Source organism: Hymenobacter citatus (genome assembly GCF_014333615.1).
GTDB lineage: Bacteria > Bacteroidota > Bacteroidia > Cytophagales > Hymenobacteraceae > Hymenobacter > Hymenobacter citatus.
In genome coordinates this window covers 99,726-119,318 of the sequence record NZ_JACSCY010000009.1, presented here as the reverse complement: position 1 = coordinate 119,318, position 19,593 = coordinate 99,726, and the positions used below count along the sequence as shown (strand labels likewise).

At 57.3% G+C, this 19,593-nt stretch carries 16 protein-coding genes; 11 read left to right on the top strand and 5 right to left on the bottom strand.

All coding sequences use genetic code 11. The features are described 5' to 3' along the window. Positions 1–14: 14 nt before the first annotated feature. From fabD to H8B15_RS12800, 4 genes are all read right to left on the bottom strand, one after another. Positions 15–896, bottom strand: coding sequence for an ACP S-malonyltransferase (gene fabD, locus H8B15_RS12815; protein WP_187320079.1), 882 nt, complete (start codon positions 894–896; stop codon positions 15–17). Between the two features lie 135 nt (positions 897–1,031). Further along, entirely contained in the window at positions 1,032–1,409 is a 378-nt protein-coding gene (locus tag H8B15_RS12810; RefSeq protein WP_187320078.1) for a hypothetical protein, read from the bottom strand. A gap of 70 nt (positions 1,410–1,479) precedes the next feature. Further along, entirely contained in the window at positions 1,480–4,254 is a 2,775-nt protein-coding gene (locus H8B15_RS12805; protein WP_187320077.1) for a T9SS type B sorting domain-containing protein, read from the bottom strand. 108 nt (positions 4,255–4,362) lie between these two features. Then, complete coding sequence (locus H8B15_RS12800; RefSeq protein WP_187320076.1) at positions 4,363–7,125, bottom strand: T9SS type B sorting domain-containing protein; 2,763 nt, start codon at positions 7,123–7,125, stop codon at positions 4,363–4,365. A gap of 298 nt (positions 7,126–7,423) precedes the next feature. On the opposite strand from H8B15_RS12800, the gene H8B15_RS12795 reads away from it, so the two are divergent. The 8 genes from H8B15_RS12795 to H8B15_RS12760 all read left to right on the top strand — a co-directional run bounded on the left by H8B15_RS12795 (position 7,424) and on the right by H8B15_RS12760 (position 15,101). Continuing rightward, positions 7,424–8,161 (top strand): succinate dehydrogenase cytochrome b subunit, encoded by a 738-nt coding sequence (locus H8B15_RS12795; protein ID WP_187320075.1) that lies wholly within the window; start codon positions 7,424–7,426, stop codon positions 8,159–8,161. After that, positions 8,161–10,095 (top strand): fumarate reductase/succinate dehydrogenase flavoprotein subunit, encoded by a 1,935-nt coding sequence (locus H8B15_RS12790; protein WP_187320074.1) that lies wholly within the window; start codon positions 8,161–8,163, stop codon positions 10,093–10,095. Before H8B15_RS12795 ends, H8B15_RS12790 begins: the two co-directional genes overlap by 1 nt. A 138-nt stretch (positions 10,096–10,233) precedes the next feature. After that, entirely contained in the window at positions 10,234–10,989 is a 756-nt protein-coding gene (locus H8B15_RS12785) for a succinate dehydrogenase/fumarate reductase iron-sulfur subunit (protein ID WP_185284202.1), read from the top strand. 78 nt (positions 10,990–11,067) lie between these two features. Beyond that, positions 11,068–11,595, top strand: a complete 528-nt coding sequence (locus tag H8B15_RS12780; RefSeq protein WP_187320073.1) for an NADPH-dependent FMN reductase — start codon at positions 11,068–11,070, stop codon at positions 11,593–11,595. Between the two features lie 117 nt (positions 11,596–11,712). Next, entirely contained in the window at positions 11,713–12,093 is a 381-nt protein-coding gene (locus H8B15_RS12775) for a hypothetical protein (RefSeq protein WP_187320072.1), read from the top strand. 103 nt (positions 12,094–12,196) lie between these two features. Further along, positions 12,197–12,979, top strand: a complete 783-nt coding sequence (locus H8B15_RS12770; protein ID WP_187320071.1) for an MbnP family protein — start codon at positions 12,197–12,199, stop codon at positions 12,977–12,979. A gap of 2 nt (positions 12,980–12,981) precedes the next feature. Then, on the top strand, positions 12,982–14,055 hold the full coding sequence (locus tag H8B15_RS12765; RefSeq protein ID WP_246455455.1) for a cytochrome-c peroxidase: 1,074 nt from the start codon (positions 12,982–12,984) through the stop codon (positions 14,053–14,055). Between the two features lie 53 nt (positions 14,056–14,108). Beyond that, on the top strand, positions 14,109–15,101 hold the full coding sequence (locus H8B15_RS12760) for a transporter family protein (protein WP_187320070.1): 993 nt from the start codon (positions 14,109–14,111) through the stop codon (positions 15,099–15,101). Positions 15,102–15,288: 187 nt separating this feature from the next. Here H8B15_RS12760 and H8B15_RS12755 read toward each other — a convergent pair whose 3' ends face one another. After that, positions 15,289–16,587 carry a voltage-gated chloride channel family protein gene (locus tag H8B15_RS12755; RefSeq protein ID WP_187320069.1) on the bottom strand — a complete coding sequence of 433 codons (1,299 nt, stop codon included), beginning with the start codon at positions 16,585–16,587 and terminating at the stop codon, positions 15,289–15,291. 122 nt (positions 16,588–16,709) lie between these two features. Between H8B15_RS12755 and H8B15_RS12750 the strand changes: the two genes are divergently transcribed. The 3 genes from H8B15_RS12750 (at position 16,710) to H8B15_RS12740 (ending at position 19,576) form a co-directional block, all read left to right on the top strand. After that, on the top strand, positions 16,710–17,855 hold the full coding sequence (locus H8B15_RS12750) for a cytochrome-c peroxidase (RefSeq protein ID WP_246455451.1): 1,146 nt from the start codon (positions 16,710–16,712) through the stop codon (positions 17,853–17,855). A gap of 50 nt (positions 17,856–17,905) precedes the next feature. Next, on the top strand, positions 17,906–18,091 hold the full coding sequence (locus H8B15_RS12745; protein ID WP_187320068.1) for a hypothetical protein: 186 nt from the start codon (positions 17,906–17,908) through the stop codon (positions 18,089–18,091). Positions 18,092–18,199: 108 nt separating this feature from the next. Then, positions 18,200–19,576 (top strand): SGNH/GDSL hydrolase family protein, encoded by a 1,377-nt coding sequence (locus tag H8B15_RS12740; protein WP_187320067.1) that lies wholly within the window; start codon positions 18,200–18,202, stop codon positions 19,574–19,576. The last annotated feature ends 17 nt before the right edge of the window (positions 19,577–19,593 follow it).

The window sequence follows — 19,593 nt, the reverse complement described above, 5'->3', positions numbered from 1 at the left end:
TGTTTCCTACCCTACTACACTGAAGCCACCGCCACTGCTGGTGCAATCTTCTTCACCAGGCCTTGCAACACCTTGCCGGGGCCGCATTCTACGAACTCGGTGGCGCCGTCCTGGGCCATGCGCTGCACGCTCTGCGTCCAGCGGACGGGGGCGGTGAGCTGGCGCACCAGGTTCTGGCGGATTTCGTCGGGGTTGGTGTGGGGGGCGGCGTCCACGTTTTGATACACGGGGCAGATGCCGGGCGAGAAGGTCGTTTTCTCGATGGCCTCGGCCAGCGCCGCTTCGGCCGACTGCATCAGCGGGGAGTGAAAGGCCCCGCCTACCGGCAAAGGTAGGGCACGCTTGGCGCCGGCGGCTTTCAGCTGTTCGCAGGCCAGCTCGATACCGCGCACCGAACCGGAAATCACCAGCTGACCAGGGCAGTTGAAGTTGGCGGCCACCACCACGTTGCCGGCCTCCGTGATTTCCTGGCAGATGCGCACGGTGGTATCATCGTCGAGGCCGAGGATGGCGGCCATGGTACCGGGCTGCTCCTGGCAGGCGGCCTGCATGGCCTGGGCGCGCTGGGCTACCAGCCGCAGGGCATCGGCAAACGTCAGCACTTTGGCAGCTACCAGAGCCGAGAACTCGCCCAGCGAGTGGCCGGCTACCATGTCGGGCCGGAGGTCGGGTAGCACGGCGGCTTGCACCACGGAGTGCAGGAAAATGGCGGGTTGGGTAACGTCGGTACGGCGCAGGTCTTCATCGGAGCCCGAGAACATGATGTCGGTGAGCGAGAAGCCCAGGATGTCGTTGGCCTGCATCATAAGCGCTTTGGCCTCGTCGTGCTGCTCGTATAAGTCGCGGCCCATGCCGCTGAACTGGCTACCCTGACCGGGGAAAATAACTGCCTTCATTGGAGAAAGGTGGGAGTGGGTTGTTGATTTGATTCTGATTGTCATTGATTGTCATTCCGAGCGAAGCGAGGAATCTGAATAGCCCTTCTGTTGCTTACTCAGATTCCTCGCTTCGCTCGGAATGACAAGATGCGCTTACTTCACGGGCTGCACCGATACGACGCCAGTTTGCTTGTCCACATTGAACGCGGCTTTGTTGGGCATGCGGCCGGCCCAGTCGGTGCGCGGTACCAACACTTGAAACTGCGCATCAGATTCTACCACGCTGGCCGAATCGACCTGGTACACAGTGCGGTTAGGTAGTTCCTGCACGTAGTCACGCACGGCCGTGCGGGCGGCGGCCTCAGTATTAATAGACGCATTCGGCACGGAGGTAGTGGCGGGTGTTGCAGCCGAATCGGCAGTTACGGTGTCGGCGGTAGTGGCGGGCATATCGGTAGTGGTTTCGGTACGCTGACAACTGCCTAATGCGCATGCAAGCCCCAGCAGAAGGGCCGGAAGGTTCTTCATCATACCGCAAAGAAAAACAAAAGGCGCAGACCAGCTTGGTCCACGCCTTTTGCTATTTAATAGGTAGGCCACCCTACCTATTGATCTGCACCCAGCCTTTGTAGGTACGCTTGGTGCGGCTCAGGTCATTGAACTCCACCTCGGCCAGGTAGAAATACATACCATCCGAAAGCTGGGGGCCGCTATTGCGTTCTTCGCTACTGCCGCCCCCGTCCCAGTTGATAAAGGGGTCCTGGTCGCCCTCATACACCTTCACGCCCCAGCGGTTGAAGGCGGTGAAATGTGTGCGGCGCAGGCTACTGGTCACTTTCGGCCGAAACGTATCGTTCACGCCGTCGTTGTTGGGCGTGAAGATATTGGGTAGCAGAAACAGCTGGCACTCATCGTTGCACGCCTCGTTGCTGAAGGCGCTCAGCTCGCCGTTGCTACCCACCGCCCGCACCTGATAGCACCCCGATACGGTAGCGAGGCCCACATGCGCGTAGCGGGGCTCTACGGTGGTAGCCAGCAGCTGATAGGCTGTTGCCTCGGGGCCACGGTAGTACACTTGGTACCCGGTTACGGCCACGTTGCAGTTGGGTGGCGAGTTAGTATCCAATTGCCAGCTTAGGTAGTTGGTGTAGCGCTGATTAGGTCCGATAATGGTAGCAGGCAGCGCGTACAAATTGGCCACCAGACTGTCGCAGTTCGTAGTTTGCAGGGTCAGGATGGGCCGGCATGGCACTGGCGCCACGCATATTTCCTGGCTGGCATTCAGCAGGTTGGTGATGTTAGGCGAGGCGTAAGAGCCGTTGGTCTGCACATAGTAGCAGTAGGTTTCGCCCAGTACGAGGGGGTTGGCCGCCGTGCCTCGGTCGGTGTAGGTGCCGCTAGTGGCAGTGCCCGTCACGGTAGCCAGTAGCGTGAAGGTAGGGCTGCCCGGTGCCCGGCGGTAGATGGTGGTAGGCTGCCGGGTGTTGTCCCAGGGCACGTTGTAGGTCCAAGTCAGCACGTTGCCGGATGCGGCCTCATCGGCCCTACCCGACAGACGCACGCTGGAGGCCGGAGCCGTCGTCTCCCGGATTTCGGCAGCGTTGGCGCTGGTGTTGTCGCGGCTGAAAAACTCCAGCTTGTAGGTGAAGGCACTATCCACCGTGTTGCGGCCCGCATCCACAAAGGTGGTTTCGGCGAGAGAAGTGGTATTGAATACCTGTTTGAAGGTAGCGGAAGTAGCTGCCACATTTTGGCCCGGTGCCCGGTAGAGGCGGTAGCCTGCCGGCGCCGTAAAGCCCGTCTGGTTGAGAGGCAGCGTCCACTTCACAGTTACCTGCCCATTGGTGGCAGTACGGTCTACCGTCACGTTAGTGAGCAGAGTGCTGGTACCATCCAGCGTGACGCAAGCTTCGGCAGAGGCAATGCTCTCGCCGCCTTTGGGCAGCGGAAACACCGCATAGATGCGGTAGCAGTACGTTTTGCCACGCTCCAAGCCCCGGCCGTTGTTGTCATCCAAGAAAGAACTCAGCCCCGCATCAATAGCTCCAATCTGCGTGTAGCCCGCATCAGCCGGGATGCCCGTCTGACAGTCACCGGGGGTGAAATCCGACGGGTTTTCCTTCCGGAAAATCAGCATCTGGCTGGCCTGCATGCATTGGTACCGGTCCCAGGTGAGTACCACCCGTGTGCTGGTGCCCTGCCGCTGGGCCTGCAAGGTTTGGGGCGGCGGCCCAATCACGCGCACCCGCCATATCTTTTCATCTATCAGCGGCGGGTTGCCGCTAGCGGGTACGTCCTGGGCTTTAAAGGTAAACAGGTAGGGGTCACGGCGCACGTCTTCGCAGCTCGTCACCCACCGAAACGTGCCGCGCGCCGCGGGTGGCCCCGTGGCCGTTTGCTGAAACGTGATGGGCGGAAACGTGCCGTAAGCAAACAGCTGCACGGGGTTACGGTCGGGGTCGGTGGCCGTCACGGCGCCATTCACAGTAGTGCCCGCCACCACGCAAATGTCTTCTGGAATGGTCACTTCGGGCCGCAGGTTGGTGCTGGGTCCTACCACAATTTGCATATCCCGGATAACGGTGCCAATAAGCCGGGGGCGAGCACCGGCCGTGCGCCGCCATTCTTCCACCACAAAGGCAAAGTTATACTCACCAATGCTCTGGCTACTTGGTGCGTTCCACACAATCAATCCTGTATTGATGTCCTGCCGAAAGTAGGATCGGTCGCCGACCGGATTACCCAAGTAGGCTACCTGCCGGCCGTTGGTATCATATATATCGGGATACTGAAAGCCGGGTACGGTACTCGCACTTACTACCCCGCCCCCGCTAGTGGCCCGCCTACTAGGCTGCAGCTTAAAAGCCAGTGAGTCACCATCCGCATCATACGCAGCCGGACTGTGCAAGTACACTTGGTTGGCAGTGGCCTGGTCGATGGCTGGAGCCGTGAGCACGGGCGAACGGTTGATGCCCAACGCCGGATCAATGGTAATACTAGTGCTTATAAAGAACGCCTGCATATCCGGATTGCTCAGATTTCGCACTTCCTTGTTGCGATACTCTCCTATGAAGCTGACTGCATACTGCCCTGGCGCATTATAAATGTGGTCGAAGTAATAAATGTTGATTTTGGTATTGGGCGCAGAAGGAATAACGGTTCCATTTCCTACCCGTGTCACATCTATACTAGTACCATCGCCGAAGAAGAAAGTAGAATTGGGCTGGTCTGCCACATCACGACTCGGTAGTTTGGTATACAGCACCATCTTGAAGAAGATGCGGCGCGGGTTGCGGGCGGGTGTGGTATCGGATTTGGCTTGAATGTCGCCGGCCCGGATATGTGAGGCGTAAGTGGCCAGCGGTAGTAACCACAAAATAAAAAGGGTTACCACTGCGAGTGGTAACCCTTTGCGCCAAGTAAGTAGGCTTACGTTCATGATAAGATGACTGATAAAGTTAACTGATAACCTGATGGTTACAAGTTAACGATTTATCTGCACCCAACCCTTATACGTGCGCTTGGTATTGTTGAAATCCAGGAACTCTACCTCAGCTTGGTAGAAATACATGCCATCGGCTAAGCGCGGGGTGCTGCTACCCTCGCCCACATTGCCGCCACCACTCCAGTTGATGCGTGGGTCCTGATTACCTTCGTACACCTTCACACCCCAGCGGTTGAACGCCCGGAACGTGATGCGTCGCACAGGGCTAGAAATCTTCGGCACGAAGGTGTCGTTCACACCGTCGCCGTTAGGCGTGAAGATGTTAGGCAACAGGAAGAATAGGCAGTCCTCGGCGCAAGCTTGGTTGCTGAGGTTGCTGCGCTGCCCAATGTTATCTACGGCTTGCACTTGGTAACACCCCGCAGAGGAGGGTAGGTTGCGGTGCACGTAACTCATAGTCGTTACGGAGTCTATAAGTGCGAAGGGCGCCTCAGCCGTGGCCTGGTAGAAAATGCGGTAATACACGATGCCGCTGGGGTTGCAGCCCGCCGGATTATTGCTATCCAGTGTCCAGGTGAGACGGTTGGTGTAGGTGAAGCCCGTCGGCGGGAAAGCGCCGTTTGAGGTGGAGCCCACCGTGCTGAGGCTGTCGCAGTTGAGCGAGCGAAGCGTGAGCACCGGCGTGCACGGCACCGCCCGAATGCACAGCTCCTGGCTCAGGTTGATCAGGTTGGTGGGTAGGCCCGCACCGCTGTACGAGCCGTTGGTCCGCATATAGTAGCAATACGTCTGTCCCGACGTCACACTTCGGTCGGTGTAGGTGCCGCCGGTGGCCGTGCCCGTTACGGTAGCAAGTTGCGTGAAAGTGGTGCTATTCTGCTCACGCCGGAAAATGACGGTTGGTTGCAGCGCGTTGTTCCAAGGCACATTATAGGTCCAGTTCAGCACATTGCCGGCGGTACCCTGGTCGGGCCTACCTGCTAGCAGTACGCTACTGGCCGGCCCCACCGACTCGGGGGTGGTAGACGCCGCCGTGAAGAACTCCAGCCGGTAGTTGTAGCCCGTACCTACGGTATTTAGGCCAGTGTCTACAAACACCGTGTCGTTCAGGTTGGTGGTCGTAAATACCTGCTGGGTAGGGTTGGCACTCTGCCCGGTAGCCCGGAACAAGCGGTAGCCGGCAGGCTCTGAGAAACCCGCGCTGCTGGTTGGTTTCGACCACCGCACCGTTATTTGCCCGTTGGCATCGGTGCGGTCCACTGTCACGTTACGCAGCAGCGCCGAGCGGCCGGAGATGGTCACGCAGGCCTCGGCCGAAGCAATACTCTCACCGCCTTTGGGCAGCGGGAATACGGCGTAGATGCGGTAGCAATATGTTTTGCCCCGCTGTAATCCCTGCCCGTTGTTATCATCCACAAACGAGCTCAGGTTGGCCCCTACTGCCCCTACCTGCACAAAGCCCAGGCCGGCCGGTATACCTGTGGTACAGGAATCGGGGTTGAAGTTCGACGGTCCTTCCTTCCGAAAAATCAGGATTTGGCTGGCCTGCTGGCAGATGTACCGGTCCCAGGTGAGGGTAGCCCGCGCTCCGCTGCCGCTGATGAGCTGCGCCTGCAAATTCTGCGGCGGCGGCCCCACCACCCGAATGCTCCACACCTTCTCGTCGATCAAGGGAGTATTGCCACTGCTGGGTCGGTCCTGCGCCTTAAACGTTACCAAATAGGGGTCGCGGCGCACGTCGTTGCATTCAGTATTCCACTGGAAAGTACCGGTTGCCGTAGGTGGACCGAGGGCCGTTTGCCGGAAGGTAGCCGGCGGAAAAATTCCGCTATAAGCAAATAAATCCACTGGGTTGCGGTCAGGATCGGTGGCCGTCACAACACCGTTCACCGTGGTGCCGGCCACCACGCAGATGTCGCGCGGAATCGTTATTTCAGGGCGCAGGTTAGTGCCGGGCACTACCGTAATCTGCATGTCGCGTACTACGCGGCCAATCAGGCGCGGCCGCGCACCTGCCACGCGCCGCCACTCCTGTATTTCGATAGCGACGTTATACTCACCCAGGCCAGACGAGCTAGGCGAATTCCACACGAGCTGGCCCGTATTAGGGTTGATGGTGAAGATGGACTTAGCGCCCACACTAGCGCCAATGTATGGTACCTGCACTCCTGGCGCATCCCGAATATTAGGATATTGAAAGCCAGGAATAACACTGGCCGTTACCACATTATTGAATACGTTAATCAAATCCTCCACTAGCGCCTGGGTGCGCTGGCTGGGTTGCAAGCTGTACACCAGCGAGTCGCCATCGGCATCGAAAGCCGCCGGATTATGTAGAAACACTTGGTTGGCCGCAGCTTTATCAATAGCCGGTGCCTTTAATACTGGTGAACGGTTGATGCCCAGTGATGGGTCGATCGTAACGCGGGTAGTAATATAAAAAGCGTACGTATCCGTACGCCCCGCCATATTCAGAATACCGTTGTTACGATATTCTCCTACGTAGCTTACATTATACTGCCCAAGGGCGTTATAGGTGTGTTCGAAGTAGAATACGTTGATGTCCGTATCCGCTGAAACCTGCGCGAAACCAGTTCGAGGTACATCCTTGATACTCGTACCATCGCCAAAGAAAAAAGTGGCCGTTTCTGCCTTCACCGATGAACCGCGGTTGGTATACAAAATCATCTTAAAAAAGATGCGGCGCGGGTTGCGGGCAGCCGTGGTATCAGACTTCGCCTGGATGTCGCCGGCCCGAATGTGCGACGCTTGCGCACGCGGCCCCAAGCCCAGAAACAGCATAAAAGCTAATATAAGCCCCAGAAATAGCCTGCGGCCCCAGCAGAGTAGCGGAAGGATCATATAGTGAACAGCTTAGAGAGCGGGAAGAAGAGTAGGAGAATATCAGGAAAAATCCGGTAGGAAACCAACAAATGTAGGACCACTGGTGTTGTGAAATGGTTTCAGGATTCTAACGGCGGTAGCTCCGGATAGATTCATGAACGATGAAACCCCTATCTAGATTGTTTCCTAGTAGGTCGGGGTGTACCTTTGGCCGTTGCAATTACATCACCTTCGCAAACCATTTCGCAGCTTTTAAATGAGTTGGATTAGTAAAACATTTTCCAGCAGCATTGGTCGCAAAATCATTGTGGCCATCACGGGCTTATTCCTGTGCTCCTTCCTTGTTGTCCACCTGATTGGCAACCTGCAACTATTTAAGAATGATGATGGCGTTGCCTTCAACATTTACTCCCACTTCATGGGCACCAACCCACTTATCCGCACCTTAGAATGGGGGCTATTGTTGGGCTTCGGTTTCCATATCTACGAGTCGCTCACGCTGTGGCGCCGCAACCAGGCCGCGCGCAGCGTAGGGTACGTATCGAACCACTCAGAGCAGAATAGCAAGTGGCAGTCGCGCAATATGGCCTTATTGGGCACCATCATTCTCATCTTTCTGTTGGTGCATTTATACAACTTCTTCTACCGTGCCCGCTTCGGCGAGCTGGACCCCGACATCAACAACAACGACGACTTGTATACGCTGGTAGTAAGCTCCTTTCATCAGTGGTGGTACGTGGCTCTGTACGTGCTGGCTCAGGTAGCGCTCTGCTACCACTTGCTGCACGGCTTCAAAAGCGCCTTCCAAACGTTGGGGCTCACGCACCGCAAGTATACGCCTGCCATTCAGGCTATTGGCTACGCCTTCTCCATCATCGTGTGCGCGGGCTTCGCCATTATGCCGCTGTACTTTTTCTTCTTCACCAACGGACAGGGCGAGCCGATTTCGTCGGTAGCGCCCTTGGTTGATTCCATTAACTTAGCGCTAAAGTAATGTTTCCGGACTCAAAAATTCCCGATGGTCCTATAGCTGAAAAGTGGGACAAGCATAAGTTTGACGTGAAGCTGGTGAACCCGGCTAACAAGCGTAAGTACGACATCATTGTGGTGGGTACTGGCTTGGCAGGTGCCTCGGCTGCCGCTTCTCTAGCGGAGCTGGGCTACAATGTGAAAGCATTTTCCTTCCACGACTCGCCCCGCCGCGCGCACAGCATTGCTGCACAGGGGGGCATCAATGCTGCTAAGAATTATCAGAACGACGGCGACTCCGTGTTCCGCCTGTTCTATGACACGGTGAAAGGGGGAGACTATCGCTCCCGCGAAGCCAACGTGTACCGCCTGGCGCAGGTGTCGGTGAACATCATCGACCAGTGCGTGGCGCAGGGTGTGCCATTTGCCCGCGAGTACGGCGGATTACTGGCCAACCGCTCCTTTGGTGGTGCGCAAGTGTCGCGTACGTTCTACGCTCGTGGCCAAACCGGACAGCAGCTGTTGCTGGGTGCCTACTCGGCCCTGAGCCGTCAGATTGCCTACGGTAAGGTAAAAATGTACACCCGCTCCGAAATGCTGGATCTGGTGGTAGTAGACGGTAAGGCCCGCGGTATCGTAACGCGTAACCTGATTACCGGCGACATCGAAACCCACGCTGCCCACGCCGTAATTCTGGCAACGGGTGGCTACGGCAACGTGTTCTACCTGAGCACCAACGCCAAGTACTGCAACGTGACGGCCGCATGGCGTGCCCACAAGAAAGGTGCTTTCTTCGCTAATCCCTGCTTCACGCAGATTCACCCTACCTGCATTCCTGTATCGGGCGACTACCAGTCGAAGCTGACGCTGATGTCGGAGTCGCTGCGCAACGACGGGCGCGTATGGGTGCCCAAGGAGAAGGCTACTGCCGAGCGTTTACGCAAGGGAGAGATTCGCGTGGCTGATATCAAAGAAGCTGACCGCGACTACTTCCTGGAGCGTAAGTACCCTGCTTTTGGTAACCTCGTGCCTCGTGACGTAGCCTCGCGTAACGCCAAGATGATGTGCGACGAAGGTCGTGGCGTAGGCTCTACGGGCCTAGCCGTGTACCTCGACTTTGCCGACAGCATCAAGCGCAACGGCGCCGATTGGGTAGCCGCTAAATACGGTAACCTGTTTGAGATGTATGAGAAGATTACGGGCGAAAATCCGTACGAGCTTCCTATGCGCATCTACCCCGCTGTGCACTACACCATGGGTGGTCTGTGGGTAGACTATAACCTACAAACCACGGTACCCGGTTTGTACGCGGCTGGCGAATGCAACTTCTCCGACCACGGTGCCAACCGCCTCGGTGCTTCGGCGCTGATGCAGGGTCTGGCCGATGGCTACTTTGTTATTCCGTACACCATTGGCGACTATCTCGCCAAAACGCCGCCTACTCCCGTTACCACGCAGGACCCTGCCTTTGCCGAGGCCGAAGCCGGCGTACGGGCGCGCATCGACAAGCTGATGAGCATTAATGGCACGCGCACCCCTACCGAATTCCACAAAGCCCTAGGCCATATCATGTGGGAGTATTGCGGCATGGCCCGCACTGCCGAAGGTTTGCGTCATGCCAAAGCCGAAATTCAGAAGCTTAAGCGTGAATTCTGGTCTGACCTGAAAGTGGTGGGTGTAAACGCTGACCTCAACCAAACGCTGGAAAGCGCTGGCCGGGTTGCCGACTTCTTGGAATTGGGTGAGCTAATGGTAGACGATGCACTGGACCGCAACGAAAGCTGTGGTGGTCACTTCCGTGAGGAATATCAAACGCCCGAAGGTGAAGCCCTTCGCAACGATGACGACTACGCGTACGTGGCAGCATGGGAATACCAAGGTGAAAATCAGCCGGAGAGACTAAACAAAGAAGAGTTGCATTTCGAGAACGTGAAGCTCACGCAACGCAGCTATAAGTAATTTATTGAGCTGTTAGCCACTGGCTGTTAGCTATTAGCGATATGCTGATAGGGTTATAGTCCACAAGAGCTAACAGCCATCAGCTAACAGCTAATAGCCAACAATAAAATGGCCGGAAGTAACCCCAACGCCAAGCCGATGAACCTCACTTTAAAGGTGTGGCGGCAAAAGAATCGTAACTCGGAGGGTAAGATTGTGGATTATCAGGTGAAAGATATTTCGCCGGATATGTCCTTTCTGGAGATGCTGGACGTGCTCAACGAAGACCTTCTGCATAGAGGGGAGGAGCCGGTAGCCTTTGATCATGACTGCCGTGAGGGCATTTGCGGATCGTGCAACCTGTTCATCAATGGGCGGGCACACGGACCGGAGAAGGGCACCACTACCTGCCAGCTTCACATGCGCAAGTTCAGCGACGGTGATACCATCACCATTGAGCCCTGGCGTGCCAATTCTTTCCCCGTAAATAAAGACCTGAGCGTAGACCGCTCAGCTTTCGACCGCATCATTCAGGCCGGCGGCTACATCAGCATCAACACGGGTGGTACCCCCGACGCCAACGAAATTCCGATTCCGAAAGAAATTTCGGACCGGGCGTTCGAGGCGGCTACCTGTATCGGTTGTGGCGCGTGCGTAGCGGCCTGCAAAAATGCTTCCGCCATGCTGTTCGTGTCGGCTAAGGTGTCGCAGCTGGCGCTGTTGCCCCAGGGCCACGTGGAGCGTAAGTCGCGTGTGGAGAACATGGTAGCACAAATGGACAAGGAAGGTTTTGGTGCCTGCACCAACATCGGTTCGTGCGCGGCAGAGTGCCCAGTGGGCATTTCGCTGGAAAACATTGCTATCCTGAACCGCGAATTTTTGGCCGCCAAGGCTACCTCGAATAACCTATCGTAGGCAGCGCGGTTGTACTGTACGGAAAGGCGAAGTGGGATTCCACTTCGCCTTTTTGCTTTCTCTCGTTTCTTTACGCGCATGATTACCATTATCGCAGGCACCAATCGGCCCAACTCCCGCGCTCGGCTAGTAGCCGACCTGTATGGCCAACTATTGGCCGATTTAGGGGCAGACTACCAACTGCTGGATCTGGCAGAGCTGCCGGCCGATTTCATCGAGACGGCCCTCTATGCGAATACCGGCCAGCATGCGGGCTTCAACCAGTTGGCCGCCAAAGCGGCTGCGGCCGAGAAGTTGGTGTTTATTGTGCCCGAATACAACGCGTCGTTGCCGGGGGCACTGAAGGGTTTCATCGATGGCCTTCCCTACCCTGGCGGTATCCGCGGCAAGAAGGCTGCGGTGGTGGGCCTGGGAACCGGTGCGCAAGGCGGTGCGCTGGCGCTATGCCACCTCACGGATATTTTGATGTACCTGGGCACAGTGGTGCTTCCTACCCGCGTGCGCCTACCCTTCATCGACCAATACCTTACGCAGAACGGCACCTTGAGCCATGAGCTATACATGCAGCTGTTGCGTGAGCAGGCAGCTCAGTTCATCGCGCTCTAGAAGGCTATCGGGCTGTCGGCAGCTTTTCGGAAAAGCAAAGCAGATCCTCCTGTTTTGCTTTGCTTTTACTGCGGCGTACCTACCTTTACGACTGTTTCTACTGCTCTGTTTGCCTGTATGACCCGTTGGTTTGCTGTTTTTCTCACTGCCTTGGTGCTGCTCCAGACGTTCAGTCAGGAGCTGCGGGTAGTGGATTATCAGCTACACAAGGAGCGGATTACAAAGCTGTTCTGCGTGAACAAAGCCCGGCCACAGCTCCATTGTAACGGCAAATGTCATTTGGCCAAACAGCTCCGCAAGGCCGCCGACGAGGAGGGCAAAGCGCCCAATGGCGCCGTGGTCAAACTTAAGTTTGAGGCGCTACCCTTGCTGCGTGTACACGTTGCACGACAGGTTTTTTATGCTGTCGTATCGCGCCGGTTTGCGCCGCGGCGAGCTGTGCACTACACTTTTTCGCCAGAACACGGCATCTTTCATCCCCCAAGCTTCTGGGCTTAGTTTTCGAATAGGGCGTACTGTCGTCATACGGCAGGCGCAACATTGCGCGTTTCTTACAAGGAGCGTGCGCTCGACTATCTATTTGCTTTTCAGAAGTTTCCCGATGAAATTTTCCCTACCTACCTTTTGGGTAGCCGCCGTGGCTACCGTATTTTCTCTGGCTGCCTGTAACGATAAAGAAAAAGACGCCCAGCCTGCTGTAGGCACAGTGGATATTGAAATGGAGCATGTAGTGGGCAATAGAGCATTGGCTCTCAACACTACTACATACACCAATCCGGCTAGCAACGAGCAGTTCACCATTTCTCGCTTCAACTACTACATTTCCAACGTCAAACTGCAAAAAGCCGACGGTACGGAGTACGCCCAGCCTGAGAGCTACTACCTAGTACAGGAGTCAGATGCTGAGTCGAAACACCTGCACCTGAAGGATTTACCCACCGGCGACTACACTGGTATATCCTTCGTGGTGGGCGTGGATAGTGCCCGCAATGTAGCCGGCGCCCAAACTGGCGCGTTGGACGTGAACAACAACATGTTCTGGAACTGGAACACGGGCTACATTTTCTTCAAGATGGAAGGCAACGTATTGGCTTCCAGTTCCTACCCTGCCAAAGCCTTTTTGATGCACGTAGGCGGCTTTACAAAACCTTATAATGCTGTACGCACTGTGAAGCTGGCGTTTCCGAGCAGCAACCTATTGGTGCGCGCCGACCATAGCCCCGAGCTGCACCTGAAAATAGACGCTTTGAAGGTGCTGAATGGCCCGCAACCCATTCAATTGAGCACGTTTATGGGTGCGCATATGCCGGGCGCCAATGCTGTGCAAGTAGCCAATAATTACGCGGCGGGTATGTTCTCGGTGGAGCACATTCATGCAAACTAGCAATGGGCACGGCCATTTCGCGGATGCTGACAGCCTCGCTGGTCCCGTTGCTGGGGCTGGCGGGGCTGCTGGTGGCCGGTTGTCAGCCTGATGCGGACGTGCTAAAGCAGCAGGCTGTACCGGGCGACACGCTTCCCAGCAACTTTCCTACCCCCGCCTACGCGCTGGAAACCAATCTGCCCGACCGGGCGACATTTGAGTTGGGCCGCACGCTGTTTTACGACCCACGGCTGTCACGCACCGGCGACGTGTCGTGCGGCTCTTGCCATCAGCAGTTTGTGGCCTTTGCGCACGCCGACCACCGCGTAAGTCATGGGGTAGACGGCTTGCTGGGTCCGCGCAATGCGCCGGCGCTACAAAATCTACGGTGGCGCCGGGAGTTGCTATGGGACGGCGGGGCTAAAAATCTCGAAACCATGCCGCTGGCCCCGCTCACCAACCCCGTGGAGATGGATGAGACGCTCGACAATGTGCTCAAAAAGCTCAATGCCGATGCCGACTACCAACGCCGGTTTGCGAAAATCTACGGCAAGTCGCCTATTGATTCCTACCAGTTTCTGCGGGCCTTGGCGCAGTTTACGGCCTCGCTTACCTCCGCCAATTCGCGCTACGACCACTACGTACGCGGCGAAGCGGGCGGACAGTTGAGCGAACCGGAGCTGCGCGGCCGTGCGCTGCTCGCGCAGAAATGCACGCCCTGCCACAGCACCGATTTATTTACGGACGAAACCTACCGCAACAACGGTCTGGACCGGGAATTTTCGGCCGATTCGGGGAGGGCGCACATCACCAACGTAGCGCAGGATAGGGGGCTGTTTAAGGTGCCTTCTCTGCGCAACGTGACCAAAACGGCGCCTTATATGCACGACGGCCGCTTTGCTACCCTACCCCAAGTGCTGGCCCATTACGACCACGGCGTGCAGGCCTCCCCTACCCTCGACCCGCTGCTGCGCCAGCCGGGTGGTCAATTGGGCATCCCGTTGACGGCACAGGAACAAGCTGATTTGCTGGCTTTCCTGGAAACACTGACCGATACGGAGTTTTTGCAGGACCGCCGCCTGGCCGAGCGCCAATAAGCGCGTGCTGCCGCTGCAAGGTTAGCAGCCTTTCATTCCTTTTTGCTTTTCACATGAATAAAATAGTACTGCCTACCCTGGCGTTTCTGCTACTCGCCGTGCCTACCTGGGCCTGCGATATTTGCGGCTGCTTTATGGGTATCACGCCCTACGACAACCAGAGCGGCTTTTCGATCATGCACCGCTACCGCGTGTTCAATGGCTACCAGCTGCTTGGGCAGCCCCACCGGCTGTTTCCGGCAGGCGTGCAGCCGTTTGTTCCATCGAATCCAAACTCCGACACGGGTTACAAGCACAACCACCAGGGCGACCCTACCGACTATGAGGCCTACCGTGTAGTGGAGCTGCGCGGCAAGTATTTTCTGGCTCGCCGGCTGGAATTGAACGCCTTTGTACCCTACGTCATGAACACCAGCCAGAGCAACGGCCAGCAACTCAATGTGGCCGGCGTGGGCGACGTAACGGTTTTCGCAGGCTACCACCTCATCCGCAATATCGAGACGCTGGGCATTCAGAGCCGCCTGATTGTGGGCGGCGGCGTGAAGCTGCCCACGGGCGACTACCGCCGCACCAACGCCGCCGGCCAGCGCTACGCTATGCTGAACCAAGTAGGCACCGGCACTACGGATGGGTTTGTGTACGCCAACTACATCGGTAGCCTGCACAACTTCGGGCTGAGCGTGAATGCCAGCTACCGCCGCACCACCCGCAACAGCTTCCAGAACAGCATCGCGCCTAGCGCCACCAATTTTGCTACCCTGTTCTACCGCCTACCCTTGGGGCCTAACTGGCAGGTTTATCCCTCGGCGCAGTTCTACTACGAGCGCACCAAGGGCGAAATGCTGGACGGTCAGCTCACGCACGAGCACGAGATGAACGACGCCCTACTCGGCCCCGGCCTTGATGTGTACTATAAGAACTTCTCCCTGAATACCAGCGTGCAACTCCCAGTTTACACCGCCACCACCGACCACCCCGCCAGCGCTGGCCGCATTGTGCTAGCCGTTGGGTACAGCTTCAAGCAGACGAAGTATTTGGTGAAATAAATGGTGAAGTGGTGAGGTTGTGAAGTTGTGAATGAAAACCTCTGTCATCCTGAGCTTGCGAAGGATCTTCTCACGTGTGAACGACTGACGTAACAACGACTTGTTCAACTGACATAAATTCCTTCGTAAGCTCAGGATGACAGAGGTTTTCATTCACAACTTCACAACCTCACCACTTCACCACTCCCTACAGCTCCCGCAAATGCTTGCCCGTTTGCCTACCCCAAAGTCCGTGTTTACTTTCCCCCACTATCTGGGCACTGTAGATGCCCTGGTGCCCGGAGAACAGGTAGCTTACCACGCACGCCAAGCCGATGTACAGCCCTCCTTCGGCCCCAAATAGCTCCAGCCCCATAAGAGTGCAGGCTAAGGGCGTATTGGCCGCGCCCGCAAAAACTGCCACGAACCCCATGCCCGCCAGCAGTGGCAACGGCAGCGGCAGCAGCAGCGCCAAGGCGTTGCCCAGGGTAGCGCCCACAAAAAACAATGGCGTCACTTCGCCCCCTTTGAAGCTGGCGCCCAACGTAAGCGCCGTGAGCAGGATTTTGAGCGCAAACGCATACGCCGGCAACTGCACACTGAACGACTCGACGATTACGGGCACACCTAGCCCGATGTAGCGCGTGGTGCCTAGCATCCACACCAGCAACGCCACCACGGCCCCGCCTACCACCGGGCGCAGGGGTGGGTAGGCAATCAGCTTTTTGTAGAAACCACTCACCAAGTGCGTAGCAGAGGCAAATGCCCGACCTGCCAGCCCAAAGGCGATGCCCGCCGCGGCGGCACTCAGCAGCCCTAGCACACTGGCCGTGGGCGCTACCATGTGGGGGTAGTGCGTGTGGCCAAGGCCATGTACATCGGGCAGATACAGCCCCCACCAGCGCGTTACATAATCGGCGCTGATGGCGGCCAGGAAGCTGGGCAGGATGGCATCGTAGCGCAGGCGGCCAATCAGAAAAACTTCCAGCCCAAACACCGCCCCGGCCAGCGGCGTACCGAAAATGGACGCGAAACCAGCACTGACGCCCGCAATGAGCAGCAATTTCCGCTCGCGGCGGTGTAAGCGTAGCGGACGCATGAGCTGGTCGGCGAGGGTGCCGCCCATTTGTACGGCCGTGCCCTCGCGGCCCGCTGAGCCGCCAAACAGGTGCGTGAGTACCGTGCCCAGGAGCACCAGCGGCACCATGCGCAGCGGCAGCGTGTGTTGCGGCTGGTGGATTTCATCCAGAATCAGGTTGTTGCCTTTTTCGGCCCTACCTGCCAGGTAGTGGTACATCAGGCCGATGAGCAGGCCGCCCGCTGGTAGCCACCAGATAATCCAAGGGTGCAGCTCGCGCCACTCGGTGGCCCAGGCCAGCGCTGCCAGAAACCCCGCCGAGGCCGTGCCGGCTAGCAATCCGATAATGGCGCTCAGAAACAGCCAGCGTAACAGAAAGAATACCTGCGGCCGGTATTCGTGCAGGAAGGCAACGGGAAGGTAGCGCATACGTGCGCCCAAAATACGCAAATGCCAGGGGTAGGCGTTCTACAACTTGCCTCCTATTGGTAACCCGAAACCATTTGCCCGGCACGCAACGTTGCGGCCTTATCGTGTATCTTGCTTACTGCATGCCCCTTTCTACCCCGCCCATGGCTTCATTACTCCGTTTCCTGCGTGGCCGTTTTTGGCCCGTTGTGCTGGTACTGGCCGTGGCGTGCAGCCCGAAAGGTACGATGGATGAGGAAGAGGAAGACCCAATCATAGCGCCTACCCCGTATGCGCTGCCGCTGCCGGCCACCTTTCCGCAAAACCCTACCATCCCGACGGATAATCCGCTCACCAACGAAGGCGTAGCGCTGGGCCGAATGCTGTTTTACGAAACGCGTTTGTCGCGTGATAATTCGATGTCGTGCGGCTCCTGCCACCAGCAGAGCAAGGCTTTCACCGACGGCCGGGCGCGGGCGCTGGGCGTGGACGGGCGGCAGCATCCGCGCGGCGCTATGTCGCTCACCAACCTATTATGGGAGACTACCCTAAACTGGGACGGCGCCGCCTCGACCCTCGAAACGCAGGCTCGCATCCCCATTGAGAACGAGGTAGAGCTGCACCAGCCGCTGACCGCGGGCGTGGCCAAGCTCCAGCAAACCGACTTCTACCCTCCCCTCTTTCTGAAGGCTTTCGGCTCGAAAACTATTACGGAGGAAAACACGCTAAAGGCACTGGCACAATTTGAACGCACGCTGATTTCGGCCAACTCCCGCTATGACCGCTACTTTGCAGGCGACCGGTCGGTGCTGACCCCCGATGAGGTGCAGGGCCTGCTGCTGTTCAACAACCACCCCGAGCCTAGCCACGGCATTGCGGGGGCCAACTGTTTCCACTGCCACGGCGGCACACTGTTTACGGCCCGCGACTTTTTCAACAACGGCCTCGACCTCAGCTTCGCGGATAATGGCCGCGGGCAGGCTACCCAGCAGGCATTCGACAACGGCAAATTTCGGGCGCCTACCCTGCGCAATATTGCCCTCACAGCCCCCTACATGCACGATGGCCGCTTCACTACCCTAGAGGAAGTGGTGGATCATTACAGCGACCATGTCCAGCGTCAAAGCCCCAACATCGACCCCAATATGCTGGATGCTACCAATGTGCCGTTTAGCAGCCAGCTCAGCCTCTCGGCCACTCAGAAACGGCAGCTAGTGGCCTTCTTGAAAACGCTGACGGACACGACGTTTGTGCAGGACAAGCGTTTTGCCAATCCGTTTACTCCCTAACTAGCAAGCAATAACCAGTTGCTTGCGGGCAAATTGTGTACTTTGCCGACATGAAACGCTGGTTTGCCTACGCGCTGCTCCTGCCGGGGCTTTTCCTGTTGATGGGTTGTTTTACGACGGCCCGCGAGCCTCACTCGCCGGCAGCCCGACCTGCCCGCGCCCCGCGCACACTCACCCCCGACCGGGAAATTGCCGAACCTGCGCAACCTGAAAAGGAAACCCCACCTAAGTCGTAGCATGGCGCAGCCGCAGGCATTGTTGTTACGACGGCGAAAAACTCAACGGCTCGTTGCACCAGCATTCTGCGTCGATACGCTCCGCTGCTTTCTGCCCTACCCCCTCCTATGTCCCGCTTACTATTCCTCTCCTTACTGGCTAGCTTGTCTAGTAGTGCCGCATTTGCTCAGTCGCAACCTACTACCCCTGCTCCCTTAGATTCGTTGAAGCTGGTGTATATGGGTTCTTCTGTACCGGCAGGTGTGGGAGCTACCAACCAACACGGCTACACGGCGCTTTATTCCGATTTGCTGGCAAAGCGAGCCGCCGCTGGGGTAGGGTTGCCTTGGAAAACGGCCAACATCAGCGTCTCCGGCAACAATACCATTGCCGTGATAAAGCGCTTCGATGCCGATTTGCTACCCCAGCACGCTAAGTATGTGGTGTTTGCCCTAGCGCTTGGCAATGAAGGCATCAAAGAAAAAGGCCAGCCAATTTTTGAGCAATTCAAGACCAATCTGGTCGCGCTCATCAACCAGGCACGGGCGCAAGGCATGGTGCCTATTATTACCAACGGTTACACGCGTAACGACTACGGCCCCGAGCAATACGATTTCACGCGCCGCATGAACTTGCTCATCCAGAGTTGGAACGTGCCCAGTATCAATCTACTCGGCGCCGTAGACGACGGGCAGGGCCGCTGGACTACGGGCTACTGGTACGATGGGCTACACCCCAACGACCGGGGCCATGCGGAAATGGCGCATACTATCGTCCCCTCGCTCTTTGATGCATTGCACGCAGGCAAACCCCTACCCTCCCACCGCCCAAGCAAGGGTATCAAGCTCACCAACACGGCCAGCCGGCCGGCGCCTGCCATCCGGTTGGTGCCCGAAGATGTGGTGCATCCTTTCACCACTATTATTCGCTTCAAAACCGGTACGGCTGGCCAGTTGGTGGCTATCCGCGACAGCGCTGGCCTTGCAGTGGGCACGTTACAGGTAGCGCCGAGCGGTGTAGTATCCTACAACTCGGCCAAGGGACAGCGCATCACCGGTAAAGTCCCCGTGGCGGACAATCATTGGCATCAATTAGCCCTTACGCACTACTACGCGCGCGGGACTACCCAACTCTATGTTGATAGCACCCAGGAAGGTAGCGTGGCGGAGCGCCTGCGCCCTACCCAGCTTGACCTCGGCGGAGCTACTGCCCCGCGTCGGGTGCAGTTACGCGACTGGTTTTTCTACCGCTCGGGCATGAATCAGGACGAAATCCGAGCTGTTGCTGCCGATTCCTTGCTCAAATCCAGCTTGGAACTCTATGCTCCCCTCAACGGCCGCCAAACTGCGTCTGACTCGCTCCAAAACCTGGCCCAGAGTCTGAATACGTTACATGTGGTTACTGCTTCACAAAAGATGCGAAAAACGAAGCGGCCTAGTACTCCTACCCGCTCGGCAATGTCGCAGCCGGCCACTACTCCTGCTTCCACTAAGCATCGTAAATGAGGCAGCAGCTACAGCTA